At 66.7% G+C, this 23,965-nt stretch carries 23 protein-coding genes; 13 read left to right on the top strand and 10 right to left on the bottom strand.

From position 1 onward, the window contains the following. Positions 1-11: 11 nt before the first annotated feature. From AB4Y98_RS07795 to AB4Y98_RS07775, 5 genes are all read right to left on the bottom strand, one after another. Entirely contained in the window at positions 12-890 is an 879-nt protein-coding gene (locus AB4Y98_RS07795) for a polyprenyl synthetase family protein (protein ID WP_442244098.1), read from the bottom strand. Continuing rightward, complete coding sequence (locus AB4Y98_RS07790) at positions 880-1,140, bottom strand: exodeoxyribonuclease VII small subunit (RefSeq protein WP_006381978.1); 261 nt, start codon at positions 1,138-1,140, stop codon at positions 880-882. Before AB4Y98_RS07790 ends, AB4Y98_RS07795 begins: the two co-directional genes overlap by 11 nt. Before the next feature lie 36 nt (positions 1,141-1,176). After that, the gene (gene tilS / locus AB4Y98_RS07785; protein ID WP_442244097.1) at positions 1,177-2,463 is read right to left on the bottom strand and encodes a tRNA lysidine(34) synthetase TilS; all 1,287 of its coding nucleotides are present in this window, start codon (positions 2,461-2,463) and stop codon (positions 1,177-1,179) included. Positions 2,464-3,014: 551 nt separating this feature from the next. Further along, on the bottom strand, positions 3,015-3,560 hold the full coding sequence (locus tag AB4Y98_RS07780) for a WG repeat-containing protein (RefSeq protein WP_442244096.1): 546 nt from the start codon (positions 3,558-3,560) through the stop codon (positions 3,015-3,017). Next, positions 3,557-5,263: an alkaline phosphatase gene (locus AB4Y98_RS07775; RefSeq protein ID WP_442244095.1), complete on the bottom strand. Its 1,707-nt coding sequence runs from the start codon at positions 5,261-5,263 to the stop codon at positions 3,557-3,559. The genes AB4Y98_RS07780 and AB4Y98_RS07775 overlap by 4 nt, the downstream gene beginning before the upstream one ends. A 154-nt stretch (positions 5,264-5,417) precedes the next feature. Here AB4Y98_RS07775 and AB4Y98_RS07770 point away from each other — a divergent pair, with 154 nt between their 5' ends. The 7 genes from AB4Y98_RS07770 (at position 5,418) to AB4Y98_RS07740 (ending at position 12,506) form a co-directional block, all read left to right on the top strand. Then, entirely contained in the window at positions 5,418-6,752 is a 1,335-nt protein-coding gene (locus AB4Y98_RS07770; RefSeq protein WP_025876066.1) for a dicarboxylate/amino acid:cation symporter, read from the top strand. 230 nt (positions 6,753-6,982) lie between these two features. Then, a complete protein-coding gene (locus AB4Y98_RS07765) occupies positions 6,983-7,522 on the top strand; it encodes a hypothetical protein (protein ID WP_363732349.1) in 540 nt (179 codons plus the stop codon). Continuing rightward, complete coding sequence (locus AB4Y98_RS07760; protein ID WP_223496015.1) at positions 7,519-8,133, top strand: hypothetical protein; 615 nt, start codon at positions 7,519-7,521, stop codon at positions 8,131-8,133. The genes AB4Y98_RS07765 and AB4Y98_RS07760 overlap by 4 nt, the downstream gene beginning before the upstream one ends. A 44-nt stretch (positions 8,134-8,177) precedes the next feature. After that, the gene (locus tag AB4Y98_RS07755) at positions 8,178-9,560 is read left to right on the top strand and encodes an adhesin (RefSeq protein WP_312108114.1); all 1,383 of its coding nucleotides are present in this window, start codon (positions 8,178-8,180) and stop codon (positions 9,558-9,560) included. Between the two features lie 140 nt (positions 9,561-9,700). After that, positions 9,701-10,405, top strand: a complete 705-nt coding sequence (locus AB4Y98_RS07750) for a C39 family peptidase (protein WP_025876073.1) — start codon at positions 9,701-9,703, stop codon at positions 10,403-10,405. A gap of 13 nt (positions 10,406-10,418) precedes the next feature. After that, positions 10,419-11,171 (top strand): hypothetical protein, encoded by a 753-nt coding sequence (locus tag AB4Y98_RS07745; protein ID WP_394197823.1) that lies wholly within the window; start codon positions 10,419-10,421, stop codon positions 11,169-11,171. Positions 11,172-11,216: 45 nt separating this feature from the next. Continuing rightward, positions 11,217-12,506 carry a transporter gene (locus AB4Y98_RS07740; RefSeq protein WP_363732357.1) on the top strand — a complete coding sequence of 430 codons (1,290 nt, stop codon included), beginning with the start codon at positions 11,217-11,219 and terminating at the stop codon, positions 12,504-12,506. Between the two features lie 85 nt (positions 12,507-12,591). On the opposite strand, the gene AB4Y98_RS07735 is transcribed toward AB4Y98_RS07740, so the two are convergent. The 3 genes from AB4Y98_RS07735 to AB4Y98_RS07725 form a co-directional block, all read right to left on the bottom strand. Further along, positions 12,592-13,944 carry a sigma-54 interaction domain-containing protein gene (locus AB4Y98_RS07735; protein ID WP_033831683.1) on the bottom strand — a complete coding sequence of 451 codons (1,353 nt, stop codon included), beginning with the start codon at positions 13,942-13,944 and terminating at the stop codon, positions 12,592-12,594. A 231-nt stretch (positions 13,945-14,175) separates the two neighbouring features. After that, positions 14,176-14,952 (bottom strand): C40 family peptidase, encoded by a 777-nt coding sequence (locus AB4Y98_RS07730; protein ID WP_033831682.1) that lies wholly within the window; start codon positions 14,950-14,952, stop codon positions 14,176-14,178. Between the two features lie 132 nt (positions 14,953-15,084). Beyond that, positions 15,085-15,624 (bottom strand): C40 family peptidase, encoded by a 540-nt coding sequence (locus tag AB4Y98_RS07725; RefSeq protein WP_428705193.1) that lies wholly within the window; start codon positions 15,622-15,624, stop codon positions 15,085-15,087. A gap of 111 nt (positions 15,625-15,735) precedes the next feature. Here AB4Y98_RS07725 and AB4Y98_RS07720 point away from each other — a divergent pair, with 111 nt between their 5' ends. From AB4Y98_RS07720 to AB4Y98_RS07695, 6 genes are all read left to right on the top strand, one after another. Beyond that, complete coding sequence (locus tag AB4Y98_RS07720; protein WP_442244094.1) at positions 15,736-16,218, top strand: FKBP-type peptidyl-prolyl cis-trans isomerase; 483 nt, start codon at positions 15,736-15,738, stop codon at positions 16,216-16,218. A gap of 99 nt (positions 16,219-16,317) precedes the next feature. Continuing rightward, a complete protein-coding gene (locus AB4Y98_RS07715; protein ID WP_442244093.1) occupies positions 16,318-17,562 on the top strand; it encodes a DUF418 domain-containing protein in 1,245 nt (414 codons plus the stop codon). Positions 17,563-17,764: 202 nt separating this feature from the next. Then, on the top strand, positions 17,765-19,123 hold the full coding sequence (gorA, locus tag AB4Y98_RS07710; protein ID WP_394197816.1) for a glutathione-disulfide reductase: 1,359 nt from the start codon (positions 17,765-17,767) through the stop codon (positions 19,121-19,123). Positions 19,124-19,680: 557 nt separating this feature from the next. Then, positions 19,681-20,601 carry a DMT family transporter gene (locus tag AB4Y98_RS07705; RefSeq protein ID WP_312109917.1) on the top strand — a complete coding sequence of 307 codons (921 nt, stop codon included), beginning with the start codon at positions 19,681-19,683 and terminating at the stop codon, positions 20,599-20,601. Then, positions 20,508-20,936 (top strand): MGMT family protein, encoded by a 429-nt coding sequence (locus AB4Y98_RS07700; RefSeq protein ID WP_428705144.1) that lies wholly within the window; start codon positions 20,508-20,510, stop codon positions 20,934-20,936. Before AB4Y98_RS07705 ends, AB4Y98_RS07700 begins: the two co-directional genes overlap by 94 nt. A gap of 93 nt (positions 20,937-21,029) precedes the next feature. Further along, the gene (locus AB4Y98_RS07695; RefSeq protein ID WP_223482807.1) at positions 21,030-21,704 is read left to right on the top strand and encodes a rhomboid family intramembrane serine protease; all 675 of its coding nucleotides are present in this window, start codon (positions 21,030-21,032) and stop codon (positions 21,702-21,704) included. Positions 21,705-21,780: 76 nt separating this feature from the next. Here the strand turns inward: AB4Y98_RS07695 and AB4Y98_RS07690 are convergent, their stop codons facing one another. Further along, entirely contained in the window at positions 21,781-23,367 is a 1,587-nt protein-coding gene (locus tag AB4Y98_RS07690; protein ID WP_442244092.1) for a phytoene desaturase family protein, read from the bottom strand. Next, positions 23,364-23,846 carry a VOC family protein gene (locus tag AB4Y98_RS07685; RefSeq protein WP_312106870.1) on the bottom strand — a complete coding sequence of 161 codons (483 nt, stop codon included), beginning with the start codon at positions 23,844-23,846 and terminating at the stop codon, positions 23,364-23,366. Before AB4Y98_RS07685 ends, AB4Y98_RS07690 begins: the two co-directional genes overlap by 4 nt. Positions 23,847-23,965 lie beyond the last annotated feature (119 nt).

Below are 23,965 nucleotides of genomic sequence, written 5' to 3'. Positions count from 1 at the left end.
CGCACACTGCTTCAGTGATCGCGTTCCACGGCCAGCGTGGCCAGCGCGCGCAGCGCATCGGCTTCTTCGTGATAGCCCGCCAGTGCCTGCTGCATGCGCGCGGAAAGTTCGCGCAGCTGCGCCTTGGCACCGTCCATGCCGAGAAGGGCAGGGAAGGTGCTCTTGTCCTGGGCCTGGTCCTTGCCGGCCGTTTTGCCCAGCTGCTCGGAACTGGCCTCGACATCGAGGATGTCATCGCGGACCTGGAAGGCCAGGCCGAGCGCATCGGCGAAGCCGTCGAGCTGGGCCAGCACGGGCTCGGGCGCTTCACCGCACAACGCGCCCATGCGCACCGCAGCGCGGATCAGCGCACCGGTCTTCAGCGCATGCATGCGGGTGAGCGCTGCCAGCGACTGCTGCTGGCCGGTGGCATCGATGTCCAGCGCCTGGCCGCCGCACATGCCGGCCGCGCCGGAGGCGTGGGCCAGGGTCTGCAGGCATGCCACGCGCAATGCCGCCGGCAGCGGCGCATCGGCCAGCAGGCCGAACGCACGGGTCTGCAGGGCGTCACCGGCGAGAATGGCGGTGGCTTCGTCGAAGGCGATGTGGGTGGTGGGCTTGCCACGGCGCAGGGCGTCGTCGTCCATGGCCGGCAGGTCGTCGTGCACCAGCGAATAGGCGTGGATCAGCTCCACCGCCATTGCTGCGGCATCGAGCTTGTCCAGCGGGGCACCGAACACCTGGCCGGCGGCGTAGACCAGCAAGGGGCGCATGCGCTTGCCGCCACCGAGCACGGAATAGCGCATCGCCTGGTGCAGGCGTTGCGGGGCTTCGGCCGGCGAGGGCAGGGCGGCGTCGAGCTGGCTTTCGATACGGTCGCGCCAGCGCGCGAACAACGCCTCAGCCGTCATGGCTGGGCGGATCGAAGGGTTCGGCGGTTTCGGGCTGGGCCGGATCGCTGAGCAGGCGCACGCGCAGTTCGGCCTGCTCCAGCGCCTGCTGGCACTGGCGGTACAGACCGACGCCACGTTCGTAAGCACTGAGCGAGGCTTCCAAGCTCAGCTCGCCGGTTTCCATCTGCTCCACCAGTTGTTCCAGCGATTCGAGCGACTGCTCGAACTGGGCGACCGGGGAGGCGTTTTCGGGGGACTTCTTGGCCATGCGACAAGTGTGGACGGCGCGCGTGCGAGGGTCAATTCACCAGCCGCCCGGATGCCACTGCAACTGCGCATTGCGTGCCTGCAGCCAGGCCTGCAGCGGTGCGGCAATGACTACATCGGCGGCCGCCAGCAGCTGCCCCTGGTCGAACAGCAGGGGCAGCTGTGCGCGTCGCCAGGGCGCCAGGTGCTCGCGCTGCAGGCAATCCTTCAACGCGGATGAATGCGCGCGGCCGGGCAGCACGATGCGCTCGCCACCCTGGCGGGTGCGCAGTTGCAACGGGTGTTCGAAGCCGTCCGTGCCGAGCAGGCGCAGCTGGCCGCCGTCGGGCAGCTGCAGCGGCGCGCGGCCGTCCCACGCCGCCTGCCAGTCCTTCGGCAGTGACGGCAACGCTGCCGGCATCAGGTAGGCGTGCTGGCGCCACTGGCGGATGGCGTGCTGCTGCCAACGCGCCTGCGACTGCCGATCGGCGCCTGCGGCCATCAATTCGTTCTGCACTTGTCGCAGCACATGCGCCGGCAACGGCGCTGCGTTGTGCTGGCGTACCCACGCACGCAGCACGCGCGCAGCACGTTCCGGTGCAACCTGGCGCAGCAGCGCAAGCGACAGCACCCGTGGTGCCACTTCCAGGTGAGCGAGCAGCTCGGCATCTTCTTCGTCGAGCAGCGCGCGGGTCTGCGCGCTATGCGCGGCGCTGCCAGCCAATGCGGCAGCGGCGTGTGGCCAGCGCTGGCGCAGCAGTGGCAGTACCCGCAGACGCAGGAAATTGCGGTCGGCGTGGTCGTCGCCGTTGCTGGGGTCTTCGATCCAGTGCAGGCCGTGTGTGGTGGCGTAGGCCTGCAGCCCGCTGCGAGGCACATCGAGCAATGGACGCCACAGGCGATGGCCGTCGAGGTGGCTGTCAGCGGTCATCGCCGCCAGCCCATCAATGCCCGAGCCGCGCAACGCGCGCAGCAGGAAGGTTTCGGCCTGGTCATCCTGATGCTGGGCCAGCGCCAGGGTTTCCGCAGGCTGCAACTCGGCGGCGAATGCAGCGCGGCGTGCCAGCCGCGCGGCACCTTCGATCCCATGCCCGCCCTCACGCGTGACCTGCACGCAGTGCACGGCCAGTTCGATGCCCAGCGCAGCACATTGCTGCTGGCAGTGCCTTACCCAGTCGTCGGCAGCGGGTTGCAGGCCATGGTGTACATGGATGGCACGCAAGGGCGTGCCGGCGGCCTGCGCCGATCGCCACAGCCAGTGCAGCAGCACGGTCGAATCCAGCCCACCGCTGTAGCCGACCAGCAGCGGTGCATCCAGCGGAACGAGGGTCGGGAAGGCGGTCACGGCGGCAAGTATAGGGTGGGTGGGTGAGTCGGCAGGGCTGCGCCCTGCACCCGCCAGATCAAATGCAACAGCCGAAGCAACTGCAACAGCGGGCATTCCGTTGGATGGCGGGGTGGGTCCGGTTGCGGGGGACGCTGCAAGTACGTCCATGTAAGCTCGGTCGCGCCATCCATGGCRCTCACGCCCCCGCAACCGGACCCACCCCGCCTTCGACAGTTTTCYGMGATCTGTCGGAAYGGCARGGCCTGCYCYTGKTGGGTGTCGACCTTGGTCGACACGGATCTGACTCCAGAATTTCATTCGATATCTGACAGATTTCATCCACGCATGGCGTGGATCTACTGGCCACCGGCCAACTGTCAGAGGTGGGGCGGTGTCGGATTGCGGGGTGTCCGCGGCATGGATGCCGCGGCCAAGCCCCCAAGGATGGGTTTACGGCGTCCCCGCGATCCGACACCGCCCCGCCACCCCACGGAATGCCCGCTGTTGCTGTTGCTTCGGCTGTTGCATTTGATCTGGCGGGTGCAGGGCGCAGCCCTGCTGAAAAACCCTTACTTCACTCGACGACCGGAACGATCGATGCGGAACCACTCGCCGCCTTCCATCGGCGTATGCCCGTCGCCATCGGGCGTGCCGCGGCGGCAGCCGTTGCAGACTTCGGCCACGCCGTCCTGGAATGGCCAGGCAAAATCGAACGTGGCCGCAATCACCTGTTCGAAGGCGGCGTTGAAGTAGCCCACGCGATCGCCGACGCGGCCGCGGAACAGGCCTTCCTGCAGGGAGTCGGCGCCGTTGTCCCAGGCGATCACCGCCTGGCTGCGGCCGCGACGGTCGACGTAGTGGAAGCCATCGGCGGTCTGTACCAGCGCCAGGCCATCGCCGTCGTAGGGAAGATCCTGCAGGGTCTCCGCGCTGATCTGCGGCTTGTCATTGACGACCTCGCAGCCGGGCAGCATCCACAATCCGTGTTCTTCGGTCATGACATTGCAGGCCGGCCCCTGCGCTGACGCACAGGTACTGGCCAGCACACCCAGCAGGGCCAGCCAGCGCGCACGGCGGAGACTGCCCAGAGCAGGGCGTGCCGGCCGCGCCATCACTTGGCCTCGGCCTTGCGTTCGAATGTGGCCGGTGCCGGCAGTTCCACCGGCACGCCCTTGTCATCGCAGGTGCCGGCCTGGCACAGGCGATCGCGCAGGGCCGGGGTGGCCTGCACGATCATGTGGTAGATCGCGTTCTGCTCCAGGGTGCCGCGGATCGCCTTGCTGCCCGGGCCGCGTGCCCAGATGCCGACGTCCTCGCCACCATGCGATTCGGACTTCATCGGTACCAGCGCTTCCTGCATGTAGTCGGGATGCTCGGTATCGACGTCGTGCAGGTTCGGGCGGCCGTTGGCCGGCTCGAAGCTGCTGGGGTTGTGCGGGTAGCGCTTCGGACCGGCCGGTTGCTGGTTGCTGGTGCCGGTGTGGCCGGGGCCGTTGGCGTAGCTCAGGGTGGTGTACGGCTGGCCGTTGCCATCCAGCGCGTAGTCGAGCTTGCCGGCGCCATCTTCGCCACCCTTGTCCTTCACCTTGCCCAGGATCGGATTGCCGCGGGCGGGGTAGCCGACGAAATTCAGGGTGTGCGAATGATCGGCAGTGACGATGATCAGGGTGTCATCGGCCGAGGTCAGCTCGTTGGCCACGCGCACCGCGTCGGACAGGGCCACGGTTTCGGTCAGCGCACGGTACGCGTTGCCGCTGTGGTTGGCGTGGTCGATGCGCGCGCCTTCGATCATCAGCACGTAGCCTTCCTGATGGCGCGACAGGTTCTTGATCGCCGCAGCGGTCAGCTCGGCCAAGCTCGGCTCACCGGCCGGGTCCTGCGGACGTTCGTACTCGTAGCGCATGTGGTCGGGCTCGAACAGGCCGAGGATCGCCGGTGCGTTGGCGGCGGCCTGCAGCTGCTTGCTGTTCCACACGTAGGCGCCCTGTGGGTGCGCCTGCTGCCATTCCTGCACCAGGCTGCGGCCGTCCAGGCGCTGGCCGACCTTGTCGTCGTACTCGGGGTCGCGCTCTTCCACGGTGGTGAACTCACCGCGACCACCGCCCAGGGCGACCAGCGGGCCGCGGCCGTAACGCGAGGTCGACAGCAGCTGCTGGGCGATGTCCTTGCAGCCGGCGGCCTTGGCCGCTTCGCTCAGGTCGGTGTCGTTCTCCCAGTTGCGCTCGGGCGAATGCGCATAGGTCGCGGCCGGCGTGGCGTGGGTCAGGCGTGCGGTGGAGACCACGCCAGTGGCCAGACCGGCGCTGTCGGCCAGCTGCAGCCAGGTCAGCAGCCCCTTGGACAGGCTGTCGGCGCAGTCGGTGCGGCTGCCGGCACTGACGCCGATCGCACCCATGTGGGTCTTCACGCCGGTGGTGATGGCGGTCATGGTGCCGGCCGAATCCGGGGTCTGCGAGTCGGTGTTGTAGGTCTTGCTGAACGCGGTGGCGGGGAAGCGCTCCCACGACAGCAGGTTCTCTTCGCCCGAGCCGCCCTTCTGCTGGCCTTCGTAGATGCGCGAGGCGGCCACGGTGGTCAGGCTCATGCCGTCACCCAGGAACAGAATGACGTTTTTGGCCTTGCCGGTCATCGCACCGTTCGCCGCCGCCTGCGCAGCGCCGCTGCGGTACCACCACTGCGGGGTTTCACCGGCCGGGTGGGCGACGGGGGCAACGGTGACCTTGAGGCCGGCCGGGGCGGACGCGGGAGCGGTGCTGGCGCAGGCGCCAAGCAGCAGGGTCGTGGCACAGGCGGCCAACAGGGAGACGGAACGGCGCATGGACGCTGGGATCTCACAAAGTGTAACGGGACGTTCATTATGCCCGGCCCTGCAAGGCACGCCGATGACACACTGATTTGCCACATGGGCGGTCGTTCTGCGGCCCGCCTTGGGCTATCGTGCCAGCATCCCTTCCTACCCCCTTGGATTGCCTATGAAGCTGGTCTCTGCCTGGCTGCGGATTCCATTCTGGCAGCGCGTGGTCGGTGGCTTCGTGCTCGGTGCGCTGGCCGGCTGGGCGCTTGGCCCGGCTGCTGAAACCTGGTTCGGCCCGCTCGGCGAGCTGTACGTCACCCTGATCAAGATGATCGCGGTGCCGCTGGTGTTCTTCGCGGTCATCAACGCGATCTCTTCGCTGCACGGCCAGAAATCGGTCGCCGCGCTCAGCGGGCGCACCTTCCTGTGGTTCGTGATCACTGCCGCGCTGGCGGTATGCGTGGGCCTGGGCGTGGGTACGGTGCTGCAGCCCGGCGCCGGTGGCCTGCAGCTGTCGATGGCCAGCAACTATGTGCCGCGCGAAGTGCCCAGCGTGGTGCAGGTGCTGCTGGATGTGGTGCCGTCCAACGTGTTCTACGCGCTGTCGGGTATCGGCACCAAGGTCAACGCCGCCGGTGAGACCGTGCTGGCGGCGGGCCGTGGTTCGATCCTGCCGGTGATCTTCTTCGCTGGCCTGGTCGGCTTTGCCATCGTCAAGCTTGGCGAGAAGGTGACCGAGGCGCGCAAGCTGGTCGGGCAGATGAGCGACATCATGATCCAGGTGACCCGCTTCGTGCTGGAAGTCACCCCGATCGGCACCTTCGGCCTGATTGCCGGCCTGGTCGGCAGCTATGGCTTCGAGAAGCTGTTGCCGCTGGGTCACTTCGTGCTGGCGCTGTACGTGGCCTGTGCGCTGCACATCGTGGTGGTGTACAGCGCGCTGCTGCTGGCACACGGGTTGAATCCGCTGAAGTTCTTCCGCGGTGCGGCGCCGGGCATGCAGGTGGCCTTCGTCAGTTCCTCCAGCTTCGCGGCGATGCCGGTCGCGCTGCGCTCCATTACCCACAACCTGGGCGTGAACAAGGACTACGGTTCGTTCGCGGTGCCGCTGGGCGCGAGCATCAAGATGGACGGCTGCGGTGCGATCTATCCGGCGCTGTGCGCGGTATTCATCGCCCAGTACAGCGGTGTGCCGCTGACGCCGGAGCAGTACGTGGTGGTGCTGATCGCTTCGGTGCTGGGCAGCTTCGGTACCGCCGGCGTGCCGGGTACGGCGGTGATCATGGCAACGGTGGTGCTGAGTGCGGCCAACCTGCCGCTGGAAACCATCGGTTACCTGTATGCGATCGACCGCATCCTGGACATGATGCGCACGATGACCAACGTGACCGGACAGATGCTGGTGCCGGTGCTGGTGGCCAAGGAAACCGGCCTGCTCGACCAGACGGTGTACGACAACCCGTCCACCAACGTCGGCATCGATGATCCCGACCCGAGTCCGCCGCGCGCCTGAAGCGGCACTGCAACGGGCTGTATCAGTACCTGTAACACTACTGATACAGCCCCGATGGCGCCTTGCGCAGTGGTGTTTCCTGCGCGTTAAGGCGAACGGAATCCGAACGAAGTTGTAACACTGTGGCGTCATGCCGCCGCGGTGTTACCCGTCAAACCCCCGCTGCGACGGACTTCCGGTGTTGGCACGAAAGCTGCTCTATCCCTGCGCATATGCAACGGGAGAGCGGCATGGACGGCAGCACCACCCTTTTCACTGTTTCTGGCCGGCGGCTTGCGCTGCTGCTGGTGCTGGCCGTTCCGCTGGCGGCTGCGGCCTCGGGTGCCCGCCAAGGGGTGAAGGCGCAGCCGGGTGAGATCGTCCTGCTGCGCGACGTGTCTACGCGCCCGGCCTACCGCATGGCGCCGCCCGGCATGGCGTTGATCGCCGATCCGAAACCGCAGCATGAGATCGCCGCCGCACTCGGCAGCAGCGGCGCTGCCAGCGGCATGGATGAACTCAGCGATGACGACTACGCCGGCCTCGGCGCTGGCCAGACCGGCAGCGTGCACGCGCACGGCGTCACCACTGTCGAGCGGGTGACGCAGCAGGCACTGGGCGGAACCCTTGGACGCTCGGGCGAGGGGATGATGAGCGGCAGCAGCCTCAGCGGTGCGATGAGCGGCCCGCTGGGGGCGGTCGGCAATACCACGCGCGGCATCGGCGATACCGTGCGTGGCGCACTGTCGCAGTTCCCGCTGGGCGCTCCGGCGCAGGCGGGTGGCAAGTGAAGCGCGCAGTGCTGCTGGCGGCCTGGCTGGCATTGCCCGCCTCAGCGCTGGCCGACGACTACAGCGGGATGCTGGCCTACCTCGACGTGACCCGCATCGACGGTCGCGCGCTGGCCGGTGCCAGTGGTGCCATCGCCATCAACCAGGCGGCGGGCGATCTCAACATCCAGGCCAATCTGCATGGCATGGCCAGCGGCGACCGCGCCGACGTGGCCATCGCTGCGCGGCAACAGCACAGCAACGACGTCGTGCTTTCGGCACCACTGGAAGCCAGCGCGCACATCGCCGGACAGGCCTTGGCAGGCGCCAGCGGCATTGCATCGATCAACCAGGCCAGCGGCATCGCCAACACGACGCTCAACGTCGTCAGCGCGACGCTGGCCCGGCAAGGAATACGCGAGTCCGATGACACGGCGTTGGCCGCCTCGGACATCGCGTCAGCAGGGGGGCAGGGCGATACCGGTGACGGTGTTGCGGCGGGTATCCGCAGTGTCGGCGTTTCGTCGACGGCACTGCGGGGCTTCGACGGTGTCCTGCAACTCAATCAGATCGCGGGAGCGCGAAACGACACGGCCAATGTTCTGGGCCTGGTCGTGCAGGGCAACCCGTGAGTACCACCCACCCGAACCAATCACCTGATGAGAGAGAGGGCACCATGAAAGCGACTGTCAAAAAGACCGTACTCGCCATGGCAATTGCCACTGCCTCGACCGCTGCTGCGGCCAATGGCTGGGACAACCAGAATGCCAATGCGAACATCAACCACAACCACGTCGTGACTGAAACCCGCAACGACACGCACAACCATACCGACAACGAAGTCCGCAACTGGACCCGCACCAACACCACAGTACGCAACAACACCGACACCTCGAACGTGACCCGCAATCGTACGGTGAACGTCAACGAGCAGGTGCAGAAGAACAGCAACATCCAGGCCGACGAGCGCAAGGAAAAGAACAACCACGGCGTCGACGTGAACCTGGAGAAGGATCTGCGGCTGAGTTCGGACATCAACTTCTCCGGCGATCCGACCATCACCGGTGACATCGACCTGGATTCGGCAGCCATCGCCGTGATCGACAACCGCCAGTCGATCAGCAACAACCTCACCGGCAACAGCCTGGTCACCAACAGTGCATCGATCGCCGATGATGTCGGTGCGGGTGCCTCCGGCAACCTCGGCTTCAACGTGGTGGCCGGCGACAACAACGCGCAGGACAATGCTGCGTCGCTGTCCGCTGCAGATGCTTCCTTCAGCTTCGGCATGGCCGACGCCGAGGTGTTCGTCAACCAGGCCGGCTTCGGCAACACCACCATGAACTCCGGCGTCACCAACGCCGCCGGCCTCGGTGGCAATGCCTTCGGCGGTGCCTCGGGCAACATCGGCGTGAACATCGCCTCGGGCAACAACAACGAGCAGAAGAACGCGCTCGCAGCCTCCGTGGCAACCAGTGCGATGGCGCAGTCGAGCATCAGCTCCAACCAGGTGTCCACCGGCAACACCGTGTCCAACGCCGGCTTCGTGCAGTCCTACACCGATACGGTGCAGGTCGGCCTGAGCGGTCGCGTCGCAGGCGGTACCCTGGCCGTGGGTGCCGGTACCTATCGCGGCACCGGCAATGCCTACCAGATGGCCAACTACTACCTCGATTCGTGGAGTGGCGATCTGCCGCATCCGGGTGGCAATGCGACCGGGCACATCGATCTGGACAACGAGATCCAGAATGCAACGATGAACCCGAACCGGCCGGGAGTGGGTGGCCTGGGCTTCGATACGCGTGAAAGCGGCACCAGCCAGTTCGTCGAGCTGGGCGTGGCCGACCTCTATGCCAGCCTCAGTGGCACGGTCAGCACCACCCGCTGGGTGAACGTCAATGCGACCAACACCTCGGCACTGTCCGGCAGCGCGTTCTCCGGCGCGTCCGGCAACATCGGCGTGAACGTGGCATCGGGTACCGGCAACCTGCAGGCCAACAGCCTGGCATTGGCCGTGGCGCAGCCGAGCACCGGCGGTGGGACCGGCGGCGGCGAGTGATCCACGGTGTGACCGCTTTCGCAGCGAACCTGCGTTGAGCGCAACAAGCCCGGCCATCCGCCAATGGCCGGGTTCCCCCGGGGGCCCCTGTCCCTCCTCCCCCTTGGGGCAGGGGTCCCTTCCTTCTCGTGGAGAACGGCATGGCCGGTCATCGCTGGTGGTTGCGTCTGCTGCCCTGCCTGCTGCTGCTGACCAGCGCATGTGGCTGGGCAGGCGAGGTGGTGTTCAGCGGGGTGCTGCCCAATGGCGCGCTGCTGCAGCAGAAGGTGGAAAGCATGCAGGAGCGGCGTTATCGCAACCTGGTGCGGCAGCACACCGATTACAGCTGCGGGGCGGCCGCTCTGGCCACCATCCTGCGTTATGCCTACCACCTGGACACCACCGAGGCGACGGTGATCGAGGGGATGATGGGGGTATCGGATCCACAGCTGGTCAAGGAACGTGGTTTTTCACTGCTGGACATCAAGCGCTATGTCGAATCGCTGGGCATGCGTGGACGCGGTTATCGCATCGATGAATCGCGCCTGCGCACGTTGCGGGTTCCTGGACTGGTGCTGATGGATGTACGCGGCTTCCGGCATTTCGTCGTGCTCAAGCAGGTGCGCGACGGGGTGGTGGAAGTGGCCGATCCGATCCTGGGCAACCGCAGCCTGTCACTGGCCGAGTTCAGTGCCGCCTGGCCGTCACGCGCCGTTTTCGTCGTGATCGGCAGCGACTTCGATCGCAATACGGTGCTGCTGCAACCCAGCGAACGGCCCAGTGCCCGCGCGTTGTATGCGCGGCAGGGACCGATCACCGACGCCGAACTGGTCGACTTCGGCTTCAGCCACGCCGACCTGTTCTGAAGGAGGCACGATCATGCAATGCCAACGTGTAGTACTCGCTCTGCTGCTGATGTTGCCGGTGTCGCCGTTGATGGCGGCAGACGGTGCACCGGGGCGAGGCCTGAAGGAAATACCCGATCCCGAACTGAACCTGATGCGCGGCCGCTACACCGTTGGCGGCAACAACGTGGCCTGGTTCGGGGTGACGATGATTTCGCAGTGGCAGGGACCCAACGGTGCAGTGGTGCAGGGCGCGCTGACCCTGGGCATGGATTTCCGCAATGGCGGCACCCCCAAGCTGAGCTTCCAGCCAAGCGTGCAGATTACCGCCGCTGACGCACCGTTGCCGGCAACGGCAGGGCGCAGCATCGACAGTACCGGCCTGGCCAATGCCAGCGGACTGGTGCAGAGCGTGCAGGTGGCCGGCGATGGCAACACCGCACGCAACGTGACCACCCTGACCGTGCGTGACGGCTTGGTGCCGACCGCACTGGGCGATGACGGCAGCCGCATGGCACAGGCACAGCAGGGCGGGGCTACTGCCACCGCCATGCTCGATGGCAATCAGGCGCGCCTGCTGCTGCAGGTTGATGGGCAGAGCCTGGTACAGCAGTGGATCCGCAATGGCAGCGTGGGGCAGGGCATTGCCCTGGCCGGCGATGGACAGACCGCCAGCAACCGGCTGCAGCTGGAGCTGGTACGCAATACCGCGGCCAACAACCTGCCCTTGAGCCAGAACGTGGCCCAGGCGATCGGGATGAACCGCGGCATGGGCCCAGGCCAGTAACACGGCCTGGTCGGGGGGAACCGACGTACAACGCAGGTCACCGACATGCACACTCTCTACCGGCTTACTCCGCTGGCGCTGGCGGCGCTGGCGGCCACTGCCTTCGCCCAGCAGCCTGCGCCCAGTGATGGCGCCGACATGCAGGCATTGATCGCGCAACTGGAACAGCTCAAGGCCAATTACGCACAGGAGGTACGACGCCTGCGCGAACTGGACATGCAGGTGCAGGCGATGCAGGCGCGGCTGAGTGGTCGCGCAGGCCCCGGTGCGACGCCCGCTGCGCCGTTGGCGCCGGCTGCGGCATCCGCGGTACCGCCCAGCAGCGAAGGCTATGCCAGCAGCGCGGCCGAGGCACAGCAAGCCAAGCAGGAGGCCCGGCGCAGCGTGGATGACGTCAAGCAGCAGCAGGCGGCATTGTTCTCGCGCCGGTTCACCATCGAAAACGGCCTCACCTATGCACGCTACGACCGCAAGCAGCTCACGCTCAACGGCTTCCTTGCGCTGGATGCGATCTTCCTCGGCAACATCGCGATCGAGAACGTCGAATCCGATTCGTTGACCTACAACCTGGCCGCGCGCTGGGGCGTCAGTCCCAATCTCACCTTGAACATGGACGTGCCGTACCTGGCCCGACGCACGGTCTACCAGAAGGGCGGTGCTGGTGGTGCGGCGGCGGCGATCGCGCAGGAAGAAACCAATGGCAGCGGCATCGGCGATGTCAGTCTGAGTGCCAATTACCGGCTGTTCGCCGAAAGCGGCTGGCGCCCGGAGACGGTGCTGACCGGTGGCGTTACCGCACCAACGGGTCGCGCGCCCTATGGGCTGGACTGGAAAGTAATCGAGCGCGACGACGATGACTACATCCGCTTCGCGGTGCCGCAGGAACAGCCGACCGGCAACGGCGTATGGCAGGCCAACCTGGGCGTATCGATGGTGAAGACCGCCGATCCGGCCATCCTGTTCGCCAACGCCGGCTACATCCATTCGTTCCCGCGCGGTTTCAGCGATATCGACAGCAACCCGGATACGGTCAATCCCGGCGATGTGAAACTGGGCGGTTCGGTGTACTTCGGTGCCGGCGTGGCCTTCGCGTTCAACGAGCGCACCAGCCTGAGCATTTCCTTCAGCGACAAGATCAGCACGCGCGCCTCGACCCGGTTCAAGGGCGGTGAATGGGTGAAGGTGATCGGCAGCGATGCCAATGCGGCCTCGCTCAATCTCGGCGTGACCTACGCGTTGAACCAGCACACCACGCTGGTGACGCTGCTGGGCATCGGCCTGACCCCGGATGCGCCGGACTTCACGCTGGCGTTCAAGGTGCCGTACATGTTGTAAGCGCGGCAGCCCGGCATGGCGCGGCGCTGCACGGCCGCGCTTTGCTGGTGTCGGTGCATGCCCGGCCGCGCAGGGGCCTGCGTTGTCAGCGCTGCGCCGGCAGTTCCAGATGATGCTTGCGGCACAACCGGTATATCGTGACCCGCGAGATCTGCATGTGCCGCGCACACGCCGACACGTTGTAGCCATGCTGGCGCAGGGCCTGCAGCAGTACATCGCGCTCCACCTGGCCACGCGCATCCTGCAGCAGCGCGCGCCGCGCAGGGGCGTCCGGCTCTGCCAGGTCCAGGTCAGCGGCGTTGATCAGCTCGCCTTCGGCCACGATCGCTGCCCGCTGCACGCGGTTCAACAACTCACGTACGTTGCCGGGCCAGTCGAACCCGCGCATGGCCTGGCGTGCACCGGGATCAAACCCGCGTGCGCGGCCGGGGTGGCGTTGGCGGAAGCCGCGCAGGAAGTGCTCGGCCAACAGCAGGACATCGCTGCCACGTTCGCGTAGCGCGGGCATCGGCAAGCGCAGGACATTGAGGCGGTAGTAAAGGTCCCGGCGGAAGTGGCCCTGGGCCACCGCCTGTTCGAGTTCGACGTGGGTGGCTGCCAGTACGCGCACGTCCACACGCAGCGGCTGGTTGCTGCCGACCCGTTCCAGCGTCCCCTCCTGCAGCACCCGCAGCAGGCTGGTCTGTGCGTCGGCGGGCAGGTCGCCGACTTCATCGAGGAACACGGTGCCGCCGTGGGCACTTTCAAACAGACCGATGCGGCGTTGGGCGGCACCGGTGAAGGCCCCACGCTCGTGGCCGAACAGTTCGGACTGCACCAGATTGGCAGGGATCGCGCCGCAGTTGATCGCCAGGAACGGTTTGCCGGCGCGCCCGGACAAGGCATGCAGCGCTTGCGCGGCAAGTTCCTTGCCGGTGCCGGTCTCGCCGGTGACCAGCACCGGCAGGTCGACCGGAGCGAATTTATGCAGGGAGGCGCGCACCGACAGCAGGGCGGTGCTGTCGCCGATCAGCGCCGGCAGGTTGCCGGACTCGCGGACCATGTGCGGCAACGCGTCGTCGCCCTCGGATTGCCGCTGCATTGCCGACAGCAGATCGTGCAGTTCCAGTGGCAGCGCGAACTGGTCGCGGCACGCGCGCAGCAGCGGCCCCCACGCGGGCGGAGCGCTGCCCAGTCCAGGGGGCAGCACGGCGAGCCAGGGCAGGTGGTGATGCCGCTCGATCCATGGCAGCAGCAGCTGCACGGCGTCGGCATCAAGGTGACGCAGATCGACGATGGCCACCAGGTGGTCGCGGCCGCGCAGGCCGATGGCCATGGCAGGGGCAGGGCTGACGCAGCGCAGTTGCCAACCGGCCGCCGCCAGCGCACCCCGCTCGGCTGCCTGCGGTTGGCCGAACCAGATTGCGCAACGCGATGGAATCTCCAGGCTTGCCGCCATTCCTTTCCCCCAGGCAACACGGGCGGCCCAGCCGGGCACCCGGCGCGCCGCCCCGCGCCGGGATGCTGTGGCCGAACACGGTCGGCCTGTCGCGGTCACTGCAACCTTGACATCAAGGACCAACGCAGCAAGCGGCGGCCAGCGGCCAGCGGCCCCGGTTACGGCCAGCCGCCCAATGAAAAAGCCGCTGCAGGGCAGCGGCTTTTCAGGCAATGCGCAGATGACCCCGGATCAGAGGTCGACCCGGCGGGCCTGCATGAACTTGTTGCCCCAGTAGCCGGTGAGCAGGGTGTCGACGCGGACGTCCTTGCCGGTGCTTGGGGCGTGCAGGAAGCGGCCATCGCCCACGTAGATGCCGACGTGGTCGACCCGGCCCTTGCGGCCGAAGAACACCAGATCGCCTGCAGCCAGCGCGGCGCGGTCGTTGATCAGTTCGGCATTGGCGTCATGCGCCATTTCGCGCGAGACGCGCGGCAGCTCGATGCCCAGGGCCGAGCGGAACACGTAACCGACCAGGCCACTGCAGTCGAAGCCGCTGTCCGGATTGCTGCCACCCCAACGGTACGGGGTGCCGAGCAGGGTCATGGCCCGGCGCAGCAGCGACTGCACCTTGCCGTTGTCGGCAGCGTTGCCGACCACGACGCTGCCATTGGCGGCGCTGCTGGTGTCGTAATTGGCGAGGAGGCGGCTGAGGTCACCGGCCACCATGGCCGAGCGGTCCATCAGGGGAATGGTGTCATTGGCGGCCAGGTGCGGCAGCAGGGCGGCCAGGGTGGCGCTGGCGGCGGCATCGGCGCGGCTGCGCTGCGGAGCGGTGGCGTCGGCCTTGGCGGCTGCGCGAGGGGCGGTCTCGGCGGTAGCAGCCGGGGTCGCATCGGTACGGGTGGGAGCGGACTGCGACCAGGCGGGAAGGCTGGTCAGACACAATGCCAGGCCCAGCAGAAGCGGGCGGACACTACGCGAAGAAGCGGCGGTCTGGCCTTGGCACGTCGGGTCGTTTGTCGTCACGCGTCGGTCACAAGGAAAAAAACGATGGGGCATCATGCCCTGTAAAAGCAGTAATAAGTTAAAAATTCCGTTAATAAATCGTTAGTTGCGCGGTGATATCTGTCACAGTTTTGAACATATCGCCTGTTCATTTTAGCGAAGGACCCGTTTCGCCCCTGTGTAGTGGTCCTTCCAATAGGGGCCGCTGAGGGAATCAAGGCGGACCGTTCCGCCGGTGCTCGGGGCGTGCACGAATCGACCTTCGCCCACGTAGATACCGACGTGGCTGACACTGCCGCGGCTGCCAAAAAAGACCAGGTCGCCGGTCGCCAGGCGCTTCGGGTCGATCTTCGGGCCCTGAACCGCCGCCAGGTCGCGTGAGGTCCGCGGCAGCTTCAGATCCAGCATTTCACGGTAGACGTAGGCGACCAGACCACTGCAGTCGAAGCCGGATTCAGGCGTGTTGCCGCCGTAGCGATAGGGCGTGCCAACCAGGCTGATGGCACGCATCAGCACCGAATTGGCCGCTTCGGGGTTGTCCGGAGTGGTGCTGGGCCAGCCTGCCGCAGGCGGTGGCGGTGCGGAACGGACGGCCTTGCCGCCGCCGCAGGCGGTCAGCAGCAGGGGCAGGGCCAGCAGCAGGGCGGGCGCGAGGAGCCGGCGCGTGCCGGACGAAACTGGCGTGATGTGCATGTTCTCCGGATAATGCGCGACCTTGGATTGGCCGTCATGATGGCGGCGTCCCCGCCGGGCGACAACCCGCCCCAACCCGCCTGCCTCCGGCAGATCCAGACAGAGTTGCGCATGAAGATCGAAAAAGACCGCGTTGTCCGCTTCCACTACACCGTCTCCGAGGCCGGCCAGGAGACGATCGAATCGTCCAAGGACCGCGGCGAGCCGCTGGCGATCCTGATCGGCCACGGCAACATCATCCCGGGCCTGGAAAACGCCATGATGGACAAGGAAGCCGGCGCGACCTTCGACGTCGACGTCAAGGCGGCCGATGCTTACGGCGAGCGCCGTGATGGCCTGTCCCAGCGCGTGCCGAAGAAGCACTTCGGTACCGCCAAGCTGGTCCCGGGCCAGCAGGTCGTGCTGCAGACCAACTTCGGCCCGCGTGCCGTGACCGTGCAGAAGGTCGGCATGAGCGTGGTCGACGTCGACCTGAACCATCCGATGGCCGGCAAGGACCTGCATTTCGACGTCGAGATCGTCGACGTGCGCGAAGCCGGCAAGGAAGAGCTCGAACACGGCCACGTCCACGGCGACGGCGGTCACCAGCACTGATCGCGTCGCGATAGTGATGGCAGCAACGGCCCGCCTCGGCGGGCCGTTGCGTATGTGGAACAGGGCGGAGCCATCCACGGTCCGCAGGCCGGCGGCATAATGACGGACCTGCACGCCGGATGCCCTGTGAACACCGCTTCCCCTTCCCTGCAACCGGTGGCTTCCGGCGAACGCATCGCCCTGCTGGACATACTGCGTGGCTTCGCCCTGCTGGGCATCCTGCTGATGAACATCGAGGCCCTCAGCGGGCCGCTGGACCTGGCCTTTACGGGCATCGACGCGCATTGGCAGGGCATCGACTACTGGGCTGATGCGTTCGTCTATGTGTTCGTGCAGGGAAAGTTCTTCACCCTGTTCTCGCTGCTGTTCGGGGCGGGCTTTGCGGTGATGGCCCAGCGCGCCGAGGCAGCGGGCCGCCAGTTCACTCCGTTCTACCTGCGCCGCAGCGCCGGGCTGCTGCTGATCGGCCTGTGCCATGCACTGCTGGTCTGGTCGGGCGACATCCTGGTGCTGTATGCGTTGGCCTCGCTGCCATTGCTGGCCTGCCGTGAGGCACCGCGCAGCTGGCTGCCCTGGATGGGGTTGCTGGTGTATGCGCTGGGTGTTGCGCTGATGCTGCTGGTCGGCGCGATGGTGTCGATGGCCACCCCGCAGGACCTGCAGAAGATGCTGGTCGACGCGCAGCAGGGCATCGACCAGCAACGCCTGGTGTACGGCCAGGGTGACTGGATGCAGGCCAACGTGCAGCGCCTGCATGAGTTCGGCGCGTCGCTGGGTGGCATGTTCATTTCCGGGCCCGAAGTGCTGGGCATGTTCCTGTTGGGGGCCTGGTTCGCCGGCAGCGGCGCATTGACCGCGCCGGAGCGTTTCCCGCGGTTGTATGCCGGCCTGCGCTGGATCGCATTGCCTCTGGGCCTGCTGGTCACCCTGGCGGGTGTGTTGTGGAAGCCCTATCTGGCCCCGGGTGTCTATGACCTGCCGACCACCTCGGCAATGGCGCTGGTGGCCGTGGGCGGCGTGCCGATGTGCCTGGGCTACCTGGCCTGGATCGTGCACTGGCGTGCGCGCATGGGCTGGCTGGCGCCAGTCGGCCGGATGGCGCTGACCCATTACCTTGGTCAATCGGTGGTCTGTACGTTGCTGTTCTATCACTACGGGCTGGGGTGGTTCGATGCAGTACCGCGTGCCTGGCAGCTGCTGTTCGCCTTGCTGCTGTTCGCTGCACAGGTAAGCCTCAGCCATCTGTGGCTGCGTCGTTTCCGCTTCGGTCCGATGGAATGGCTGTGGCGTGCGATGACGTACCAGCAATGGCCAGCGATGCGCCGTGGGGCTGGGCAGCGGTGATCGATGCAGGGCGCGCGCCTGGCGATCTGCATGGCTGCGTGCATCGTCAAGCACGCCATTGCACACCCTCACGTCTGCCCTGCAGCGGGTCATGGCATGCTCGCAGCAGCATGAGCGCCTGCGTCAGCCAGCTGCCCGTCGATCTTTTCTGCGGGCGCGCGCCCGCCATCGATCCTGTTCCCTGTCGACCCGAGCGATTCCGATGAACACTCCCTCTTATGACTACGATCTGATCGTCCTTGGCGGCGGTTCCGCTGGCCTGGCCGGCGCCATCCGCGCCGCGCAGCATGGCAAGCGTGTTGCCCTGCTGGAGCCAGGTGAACTGGGCGGTACCTGCGTGAATGTAGGGTGCGTGCCGAAGAAGGCGATGTGGCTGGCGGCCGACCTGGCCGAGCGCATCGGCCTGGCCAGCGCGATGGGCTTCGACGTGGAGGCGCGTCCGGCGCTGTCGTGGAAAGAGCTGGTGATCCATCGCCAGGCCTACATCAGCAACATCCACACCAGTTATCACAAGCGCCTGGATGAAACCGGCGTGGTGCGCATTCCTGCCCGTGGCCATCTGCTGGATGCGCACACGGTGGCGTGCAGTGATGGCGTGCAGTACAGCGCTGCGCAGATCCTCATCGCCACCGGGGCGCATCCGCAGCGGCCCGACATTCCCGGCGCCGAACTGGGCCTGGTGTCCGACGATTTCTTCGACCTGCGTGCAGCACCGGCCGACGTCGCCATCATCGGCGGCGGCTACATCGCGGTGGAACTTGCCGGGCTGTTGCAGGCGCTGGGCAGCAGGGTGAGCCTGCTGGTGCGTGGCAGTCGCCTGCTGGAGCGCTTCGACTACGAGCTGACCGCGCAGCTGGCCGAGAACCTGCGCCAGCAGGGTGTCCGCATCCACTTCGATTATCGTCTGCGCGAGTTGACGCGCGACGGCGAACGCGTGCGTGCCTTCGGTCACGACGGCCCGATCGACAGCGTGTTCGACGCCGTCTTCTTCGCTACCGGCCGGCGCGGCAACAGCAAGGATCTCGGCCTGGAGGCGCTCGGTATAGGCATCGGCGAACACCAGCAGGTAGAGGTGGACGAGTGGCAGACCACGGCCGTGCCGAGCGTGCATGCGGTCGGTGACATCGCCGGCAAGGTCGGGCTGACGCCGGTTGCCGTGGCTGCATCGCGCCGTCTGATGGATCGCCTGTTTGGTGGCCGCCCGGACGCGAAGATGGATTACGACAACGTGGCCAGCGTGGTGTTCTCGCACCCGCCGCTCGGCGCAGTGGGCATGAGCGAGGAAGATGCACGTGCGCGCTTCGACCAGGTGACGGTGTACCACAGCCGTTTCCGGCCGATGCTGCAGGCGCTGGCCAACGGCACCCAGCGCAGCCTGTTCAAGATGGTCTGTGCCGGCCCGGAGGAGCGTGTGGTCGGCATACACCTGCTCGGCGAAGCGGCCGACGAGATCCTGCAGGGTTTCGCGGTGGCGGTGAAGATGGGTGCGACCAAGGCGCAATTCGACGACACGGTGGCGATTCACCCGACGTCTGCTGAAGAAGTGGTGTTGATGCGCTGAGCCGACACTCACGGTAGTGCCGGCCGCTGGCCGGCAACCTCAAGATCAACAGCCGAAGCAACAGCAAAAGCGTGCTTCCTGTGGCATGGCGGGGTGGATCCGGTTGCGGGGGACGCTGCAAGTCCCCCTCCGGGGCCCGGCCCAGCCGCTGGCGGCTGTGCGTTCGGGCGCTTGCGAAGCAGTGCTTCGCAAGCAAAGCGCCCTCACCCCCGCAAGCTCGGTCGCAGCTTGCTCGCGTGCGCTGTCCTGCGCACACGGCAAGACCGGGGTTGGGCGTCCTGCCCAACCCGCCCGAGGTATACCTCGGGCCCATGCGGCTCACGCCCCCGCAACCGGACCCACCCCGCCTTCGACAGATTCCTGCGATCTGTCGGACCGGCGTTCTGTGTTGCTGTTGGTGGGTGTCGACCTTGGTCGACACGTAGATTCACGCCATGCGTGGATCAGGAATTGCAGTGAGCATGAACGGACATCGGATCGTTCGCCCGGAAGTGCCATGAGACAATTGGAAGCAATCCGGCTGCTTCCAGCCGCCCATGCGGCCCGTTTTCTTCCTGATGTCCACTTCTTCCCCCCGCATCGCCACCACGTCCCCGCGCATCGCTCTGGGCGGCATCGGCCTGGCTGCGATCGGCGCCATTGCTGCCTCGGGCAAGGCGATCATCGTCAAGCTGGGGCTGCGCCATGGCGTGGACGCGACCACGCTGCTGGCGCTGCGCATGCTGATGGCGCTGCCGCTGTTCGTGCTGATGGCGGTGTGGGCCTCGCGCCGTGCGGCGCCGCTGTCGTGGGCCGACCGCGCGCGCGTGCTGTGGCTTGGCTTCACCGGTTACTACCTGTCCAGCCTGCTGGATTTCCAGGGCCTGCAGTACATCAGCGTGACCCTGGAACGGTTGATCCTGTACTTGAACCCGACCCTGGTGCTGCTGATCAACGTGCTGCTGGCGCGGCAGCGGCCGGGTCGCTGGCAGGTCGGCGCGCTGGTGCTGAGCTATATCGGCGTGCTGATCGCCTTCGGCCACGATCTGCAGCGTGAGGGCGGGCAGATCATCCTCGGCAGCCTGCTGGTGCTGGGCAGTGCACTCAGCTATGCGCTGTACCTGTTCGGCAGTGGGCAGGTGGTGGCGCGCATCGGTGCGGTGCGGCTGACCGCCTATGCCAGCTGCGTGGCCAGCGCGCTGGTGCTGCTGCATTTCGCGGTGACCCATCCGCTGCCGCTGCTGTGGCAGGCTCCGGCGCCGGTGCAGTGGCTGTCGCTGGTCAACGCCACCGTGTGCACGGTGCTGCCGGTGCTGGCGATCATGCTGGCGGTGCAGCGCGTGGGTTCGTCGCTGGCCGCGCAGGTCGGTATGCTGGGCCCTGTTTCCACCATCGTGATGAGCCTATGGCTGCTCGACGAACCGATGGGGCCGGCGCAGATCGCCGGCACCGTACTGGTGCTGATCGGCGTACTGCTGGTGACCCGCCTGCGACGCTGACGCCGGAGCAGGCGCGTGCGCGCATCCTGGCGGTGATCCGTGCGATTCCGCCTGGCAAGGTGATGGGCTACGGCCAGGTGGCGATGCGTGCCGGCCTGCCTGGGCGCGCGCGGTTGACCGCACGCATCCTCGGCCAGAACGACGATCCAGACCTGCCCTGGCACCGCGTGCTGCGCTCGGATGGGCGCATTGCCATGGAAGAAGGGTCGGCCGGCTGGCGCGAGCAGTCGCAGCGGCTGCGTGCCGAGGGCGTAGTGGTGGAGAATGGCCGGGTGCGGATGCCCGCGACCGATCCGGTTGCAGCGCTGGATGCGGCCGTGTGGGGCCCCGGTTGAGCGCCGCTGGCGACTGAACAGGCTACGCCTGCCGGTCGCCAACAAGACACGGTGCTGCGGCTATGATGGAGGCCGTTCCATGCCGGTGTCCCCATGTTCCCGCGACTGCCAACCGTCACCAAGGCCCTGTTGATCGCCAACGCGATCCTGTTCCTGCTGCAGCAGCCGTTCCTGCTCGGCATGCAGACCTTCGAGCCGTTCATGCTGCAGCCGCTGCAGCAGGGCTTCGATGCGTTCTCGCCGGGCGGCAATTTCCAGCCCTGGCAGCTGCTGACCTACGGCTTCCTGCACGGCAGCTTCTTCCATCTGTTCTTCAACATGCTGGCCGTCTTCATGTTCGGCGCGCCGCTGGAACAGACCTGGGGTGAGAAGCGCTTCCTGACCTATTACCTGGTGTGCGTGGTCGGTGCCGGCGTGTGCCAGTTGCTGGTCGGTACGATGCTCGACAATCCGGCCACGGTGCTGGGCGCGTCCGGTGGTGTGTTCGGCCTGCTGCTGGCTTACGGCATGCTGTTCCCCAACCAGCGGGTGATGCTGCTGTTCCCGCCGATTCCGATGAAGGCGCGTACGTTCGTGATCCTGTTCGGTGTCGGCGAGCTGGTGCTGGGCATGACCGGCTGGCAGCCGGGCGTGGCCCATTTCGCGCACCTGGGCGGCATGCTGTTCGGCTGGCTGCTGATCCGCTACTGGCGCGGCCAACCGCCGTTCAACAAGCGTCGTCCGCCCGGCCCGCCGAAGCGCCCGAACCACCTGCGCAGCGTGAAGTGAGGCGCAGGTGGGTGCCAACCTTGGTTGGCACACCTTGTCCCACGCGGGTAGGTGCCAACCTTGGTTGGCACGCATTTCATGCATCGGCCAACACCACCTGCGCCGCGTTGTGCCCGGGCGCGCCGGTCACCCCACCGCCCGGATGCGTGCCCGCGCCGCACAGATACAGGCCGGGCAGGGCGCCACGATAGCCGGCCTGGCCAACCATGGGCCGCGCCGAGAACAGCTGGTTGGCGCTGAGCGCACCGTGGAAGATGTCGCCACCGATCAGCCCGAACGTCCGTTCCAGATCCAAGGGTGACAGTGCCTGTCGACCAAGCACGCTGTCGGCGAAGCCGGGAGCGTAGTGATCGACGGTGGCGATCATCAGGTCGGCAACGGTATCGCGGTGATCATCCCAGTGACGGCCATCGGGCAGCACCGGTGCCACGTGCTGGCAGAACAGGCTGGCCACATGCTGCCCGGGTGGCGCCAACGAGTCGTCCAGCGTGCTCGGAATCAGCATCTCCACGATCGGCTCGCGCGACCACCCCTCGCGGCGTGCATCCAGCCAGGCACGGTCCATGTAATCCAGGCTGGGCGCCATGATGATGCCTGCACTGAGGTGATCGCCGGGGCCGGGCAGGGCGCGGAAATCCGGCAGCCGCGACAGCGCCACGTTCATCCGGAACGTGCCCGAGCCGCAGCGCCAGTTCGCCATGCGTTCACGGGTGGTGACGGGAACCTGGGCGGGCTGCAGCAGTTGTTCGTACAGCAGCTTCGGGTTGACGTTGGCCACCACGGCACGTGCGCGCAGGCTCTCGCCGCCGGACAGCGCGACGCCGACCACGCGCCCGTCCTCAACCAGCAGGCGCTGCACGCCGGCATCGACGCGCAGCTCGGCGCCGGCCGCACGCGCGGACGCGGCGATGGCCTGGCTGATCGCGCCCATGCCACCGATGGCGTGGCCCCACGCGCCCTTGACCCCGTTGCACTGGCCGAACACGTGATGCAGCAGTACGTAGGCGCTGCCTGGCGTGTACGGGCTGGCGTAGTTGCCAACAATGCCATCGAAACCAAACAGGGCCTTGATCGGCTCACTTTCGAACCAGCGATCCAGGTACTCGGCGGCCGACAGCGTGAACAGGTCAAGCAGTTCCTGGCGCAGTGCAGGGGCGAGTGCGGCCAACTCCCGTCCCAACCGGCCCATCTGCCACAACGCCGGCAACGCACGCCAGCCAGCCATCACCCCGAGGTCGGGCGGCGGACGCAGCGCCCAGTCGCGCAGCACATCAGCAAATACCTCCAGGCGCGCTTCATAGGCGGGCAGCGCCTGCGCATCACGTTCGGAGAACTTCGCCACCTCAGCCTGGGTGCGGCCAGGTGCGGACAGCAGGTAGCGGCCATCAGGCAATGGCAGGAAGTTGTTGGCCGGCCGCGCGACGATGCGCAGTCCGTGCGCATGCAGCTGCAGCTCCTCGATCACCTTCGGCTGCAGCAGCGACACCGTGTACGAGGCCACCGAGTTGCGGAAGCCTGGATGGAACTCCTCGGTCACAGCCGCGCCGCCAAGGATGCCGCGACGTTCCAGCACCAGCACCCGCTGCCCCGCGCGCGCCAGATACGCCGCACACACCAGCCCGTTGTGGCCGCCGCCAACGATGATCGTGTCCAACGTCGTCATGCGTTGCGGATCGCCGCTTCGATGGTGGCGATGTCGATCTTCTTCATCGGCATCATCGCGTTGAAGGCGCGCTTGGCCAGGGTCTTGTCCTTGCTGGTCACCGCTTCGATCAGCATGCGCGGGCTGATCTGCCAGGACACGCCCCATCGGTCCTTGCACCAGCCGCATTGGCTTTCCTGGCCACCGTTGCCGACGATGGCATTCCACAGGCGATCGGTCTCGGCCTGGTCCTCGGTGGAAATCTGGAACGAGAACGCTTCGCTGTGCTTGAAGGTCGGGCCACCATTGAGGCCGACGCAGGGAATGCCGCAGACCGTGAATTCGACGGTGAGCACGTCCCCCTGTTTGCCGTCGGGGAAGTCGCCGGGCGCGTGATGCACAGCGGTTACTTCGCTGTCGGGAAAGGTCTTTGCGTAGAACGTGGCGGCCTCGAGCGCACCGTTGTCATACCAGACGCAGATCGTGTTTTTGTGAGCCATGGCGGGGCTCCGCAGTGGACGAAGGCGCAGCGATAGCATGGGCGGTGTTAATGCCGGATCGTGCTGCACTGCGGGAGCTGCCGGCGCCGCGCTACCATGGCCGGACGACACGACAGGGA

It is taken from the genome of Stenotrophomonas sp. 2YAF26 (assembly GCF_052114625.1).
GTDB classification, from domain to species: domain Bacteria; phylum Pseudomonadota; class Gammaproteobacteria; order Xanthomonadales; family Xanthomonadaceae; genus Stenotrophomonas; species Stenotrophomonas indicatrix.
This window is presented reverse-complemented; position numbering and strand designations above follow the sequence as displayed.

Bases quoted from the DNA above. Each gene is read 5' to 3' on its own strand.
- AB4Y98_RS07795 (WP_442244098.1), bottom strand. From the start codon at position 890: ATGACGGCTGAGGCGTTGTTCGCGCGCTGGCGCGACCGTATCGAAAGC.
- AB4Y98_RS07735 (WP_033831683.1), bottom strand. From the start codon at position 13,944: ATGGCGGCAAGCCTGGAGATTCCATCGCGTTGCGCAATCTGGTTCGGC.
- AB4Y98_RS07695 (WP_223482807.1), top strand. From the start codon at position 21,030: ATGTTCCCGCGACTGCCAACCGTCACCAAGGCCCTGTTGATCGCCAAC.
- AB4Y98_RS07775 (WP_442244095.1), bottom strand. From the start codon at position 5,263: ATGCGCCGTTCCGTCTCCCTGTTGGCCGCCTGTGCCACGACCCTGCTG.
- AB4Y98_RS07690 (WP_442244092.1), bottom strand. From the start codon at position 23,367: ATGACGACGTTGGACACGATCATCGTTGGCGGCGGCCACAACGGGCTG.
- AB4Y98_RS07790 (WP_006381978.1), bottom strand. From the start codon at position 1,140: ATGGCCAAGAAGTCCCCCGAAAACGCCTCCCCGGTCGCCCAGTTCGAG.
- gorA (WP_394197816.1), top strand. From the start codon at position 17,765: ATGAACACTCCCTCTTATGACTACGATCTGATCGTCCTTGGCGGCGGT.
- AB4Y98_RS07700 (WP_428705144.1), top strand. From the start codon at position 20,508: ATGGCTGCTCGACGAACCGATGGGGCCGGCGCAGATCGCCGGCACCGT.
- AB4Y98_RS07715 (WP_442244093.1), top strand. From the start codon at position 16,318: ATGACGGACCTGCACGCCGGATGCCCTGTGAACACCGCTTCCCCTTCC.
- AB4Y98_RS07740 (WP_363732357.1), top strand. From the start codon at position 11,217: ATGCACACTCTCTACCGGCTTACTCCGCTGGCGCTGGCGGCGCTGGCG.
- AB4Y98_RS07745 (WP_394197823.1), top strand. From the start codon at position 10,419: ATGCAATGCCAACGTGTAGTACTCGCTCTGCTGCTGATGTTGCCGGTG.
- AB4Y98_RS07725 (WP_428705193.1), bottom strand. From the start codon at position 15,624: ATGCACATCACGCCAGTTTCGTCCGGCACGCGCCGGCTCCTCGCGCCC.
- AB4Y98_RS07720 (WP_442244094.1), top strand. From the start codon at position 15,736: ATGAAGATCGAAAAAGACCGCGTTGTCCGCTTCCACTACACCGTCTCC.
- AB4Y98_RS07765 (WP_363732349.1), top strand. From the start codon at position 6,983: ATGGACGGCAGCACCACCCTTTTCACTGTTTCTGGCCGGCGGCTTGCG.
- AB4Y98_RS07685 (WP_312106870.1), bottom strand. From the start codon at position 23,846: ATGGCTCACAAAAACACGATCTGCGTCTGGTATGACAACGGTGCGCTC.
- AB4Y98_RS07705 (WP_312109917.1), top strand. From the start codon at position 19,681: ATGTCCACTTCTTCCCCCCGCATCGCCACCACGTCCCCGCGCATCGCT.
- AB4Y98_RS07750 (WP_025876073.1), top strand. From the start codon at position 9,701: ATGGCCGGTCATCGCTGGTGGTTGCGTCTGCTGCCCTGCCTGCTGCTG.
- AB4Y98_RS07755 (WP_312108114.1), top strand. From the start codon at position 8,178: ATGAAAGCGACTGTCAAAAAGACCGTACTCGCCATGGCAATTGCCACT.
- AB4Y98_RS07770 (WP_025876066.1), top strand. From the start codon at position 5,418: ATGAAGCTGGTCTCTGCCTGGCTGCGGATTCCATTCTGGCAGCGCGTG.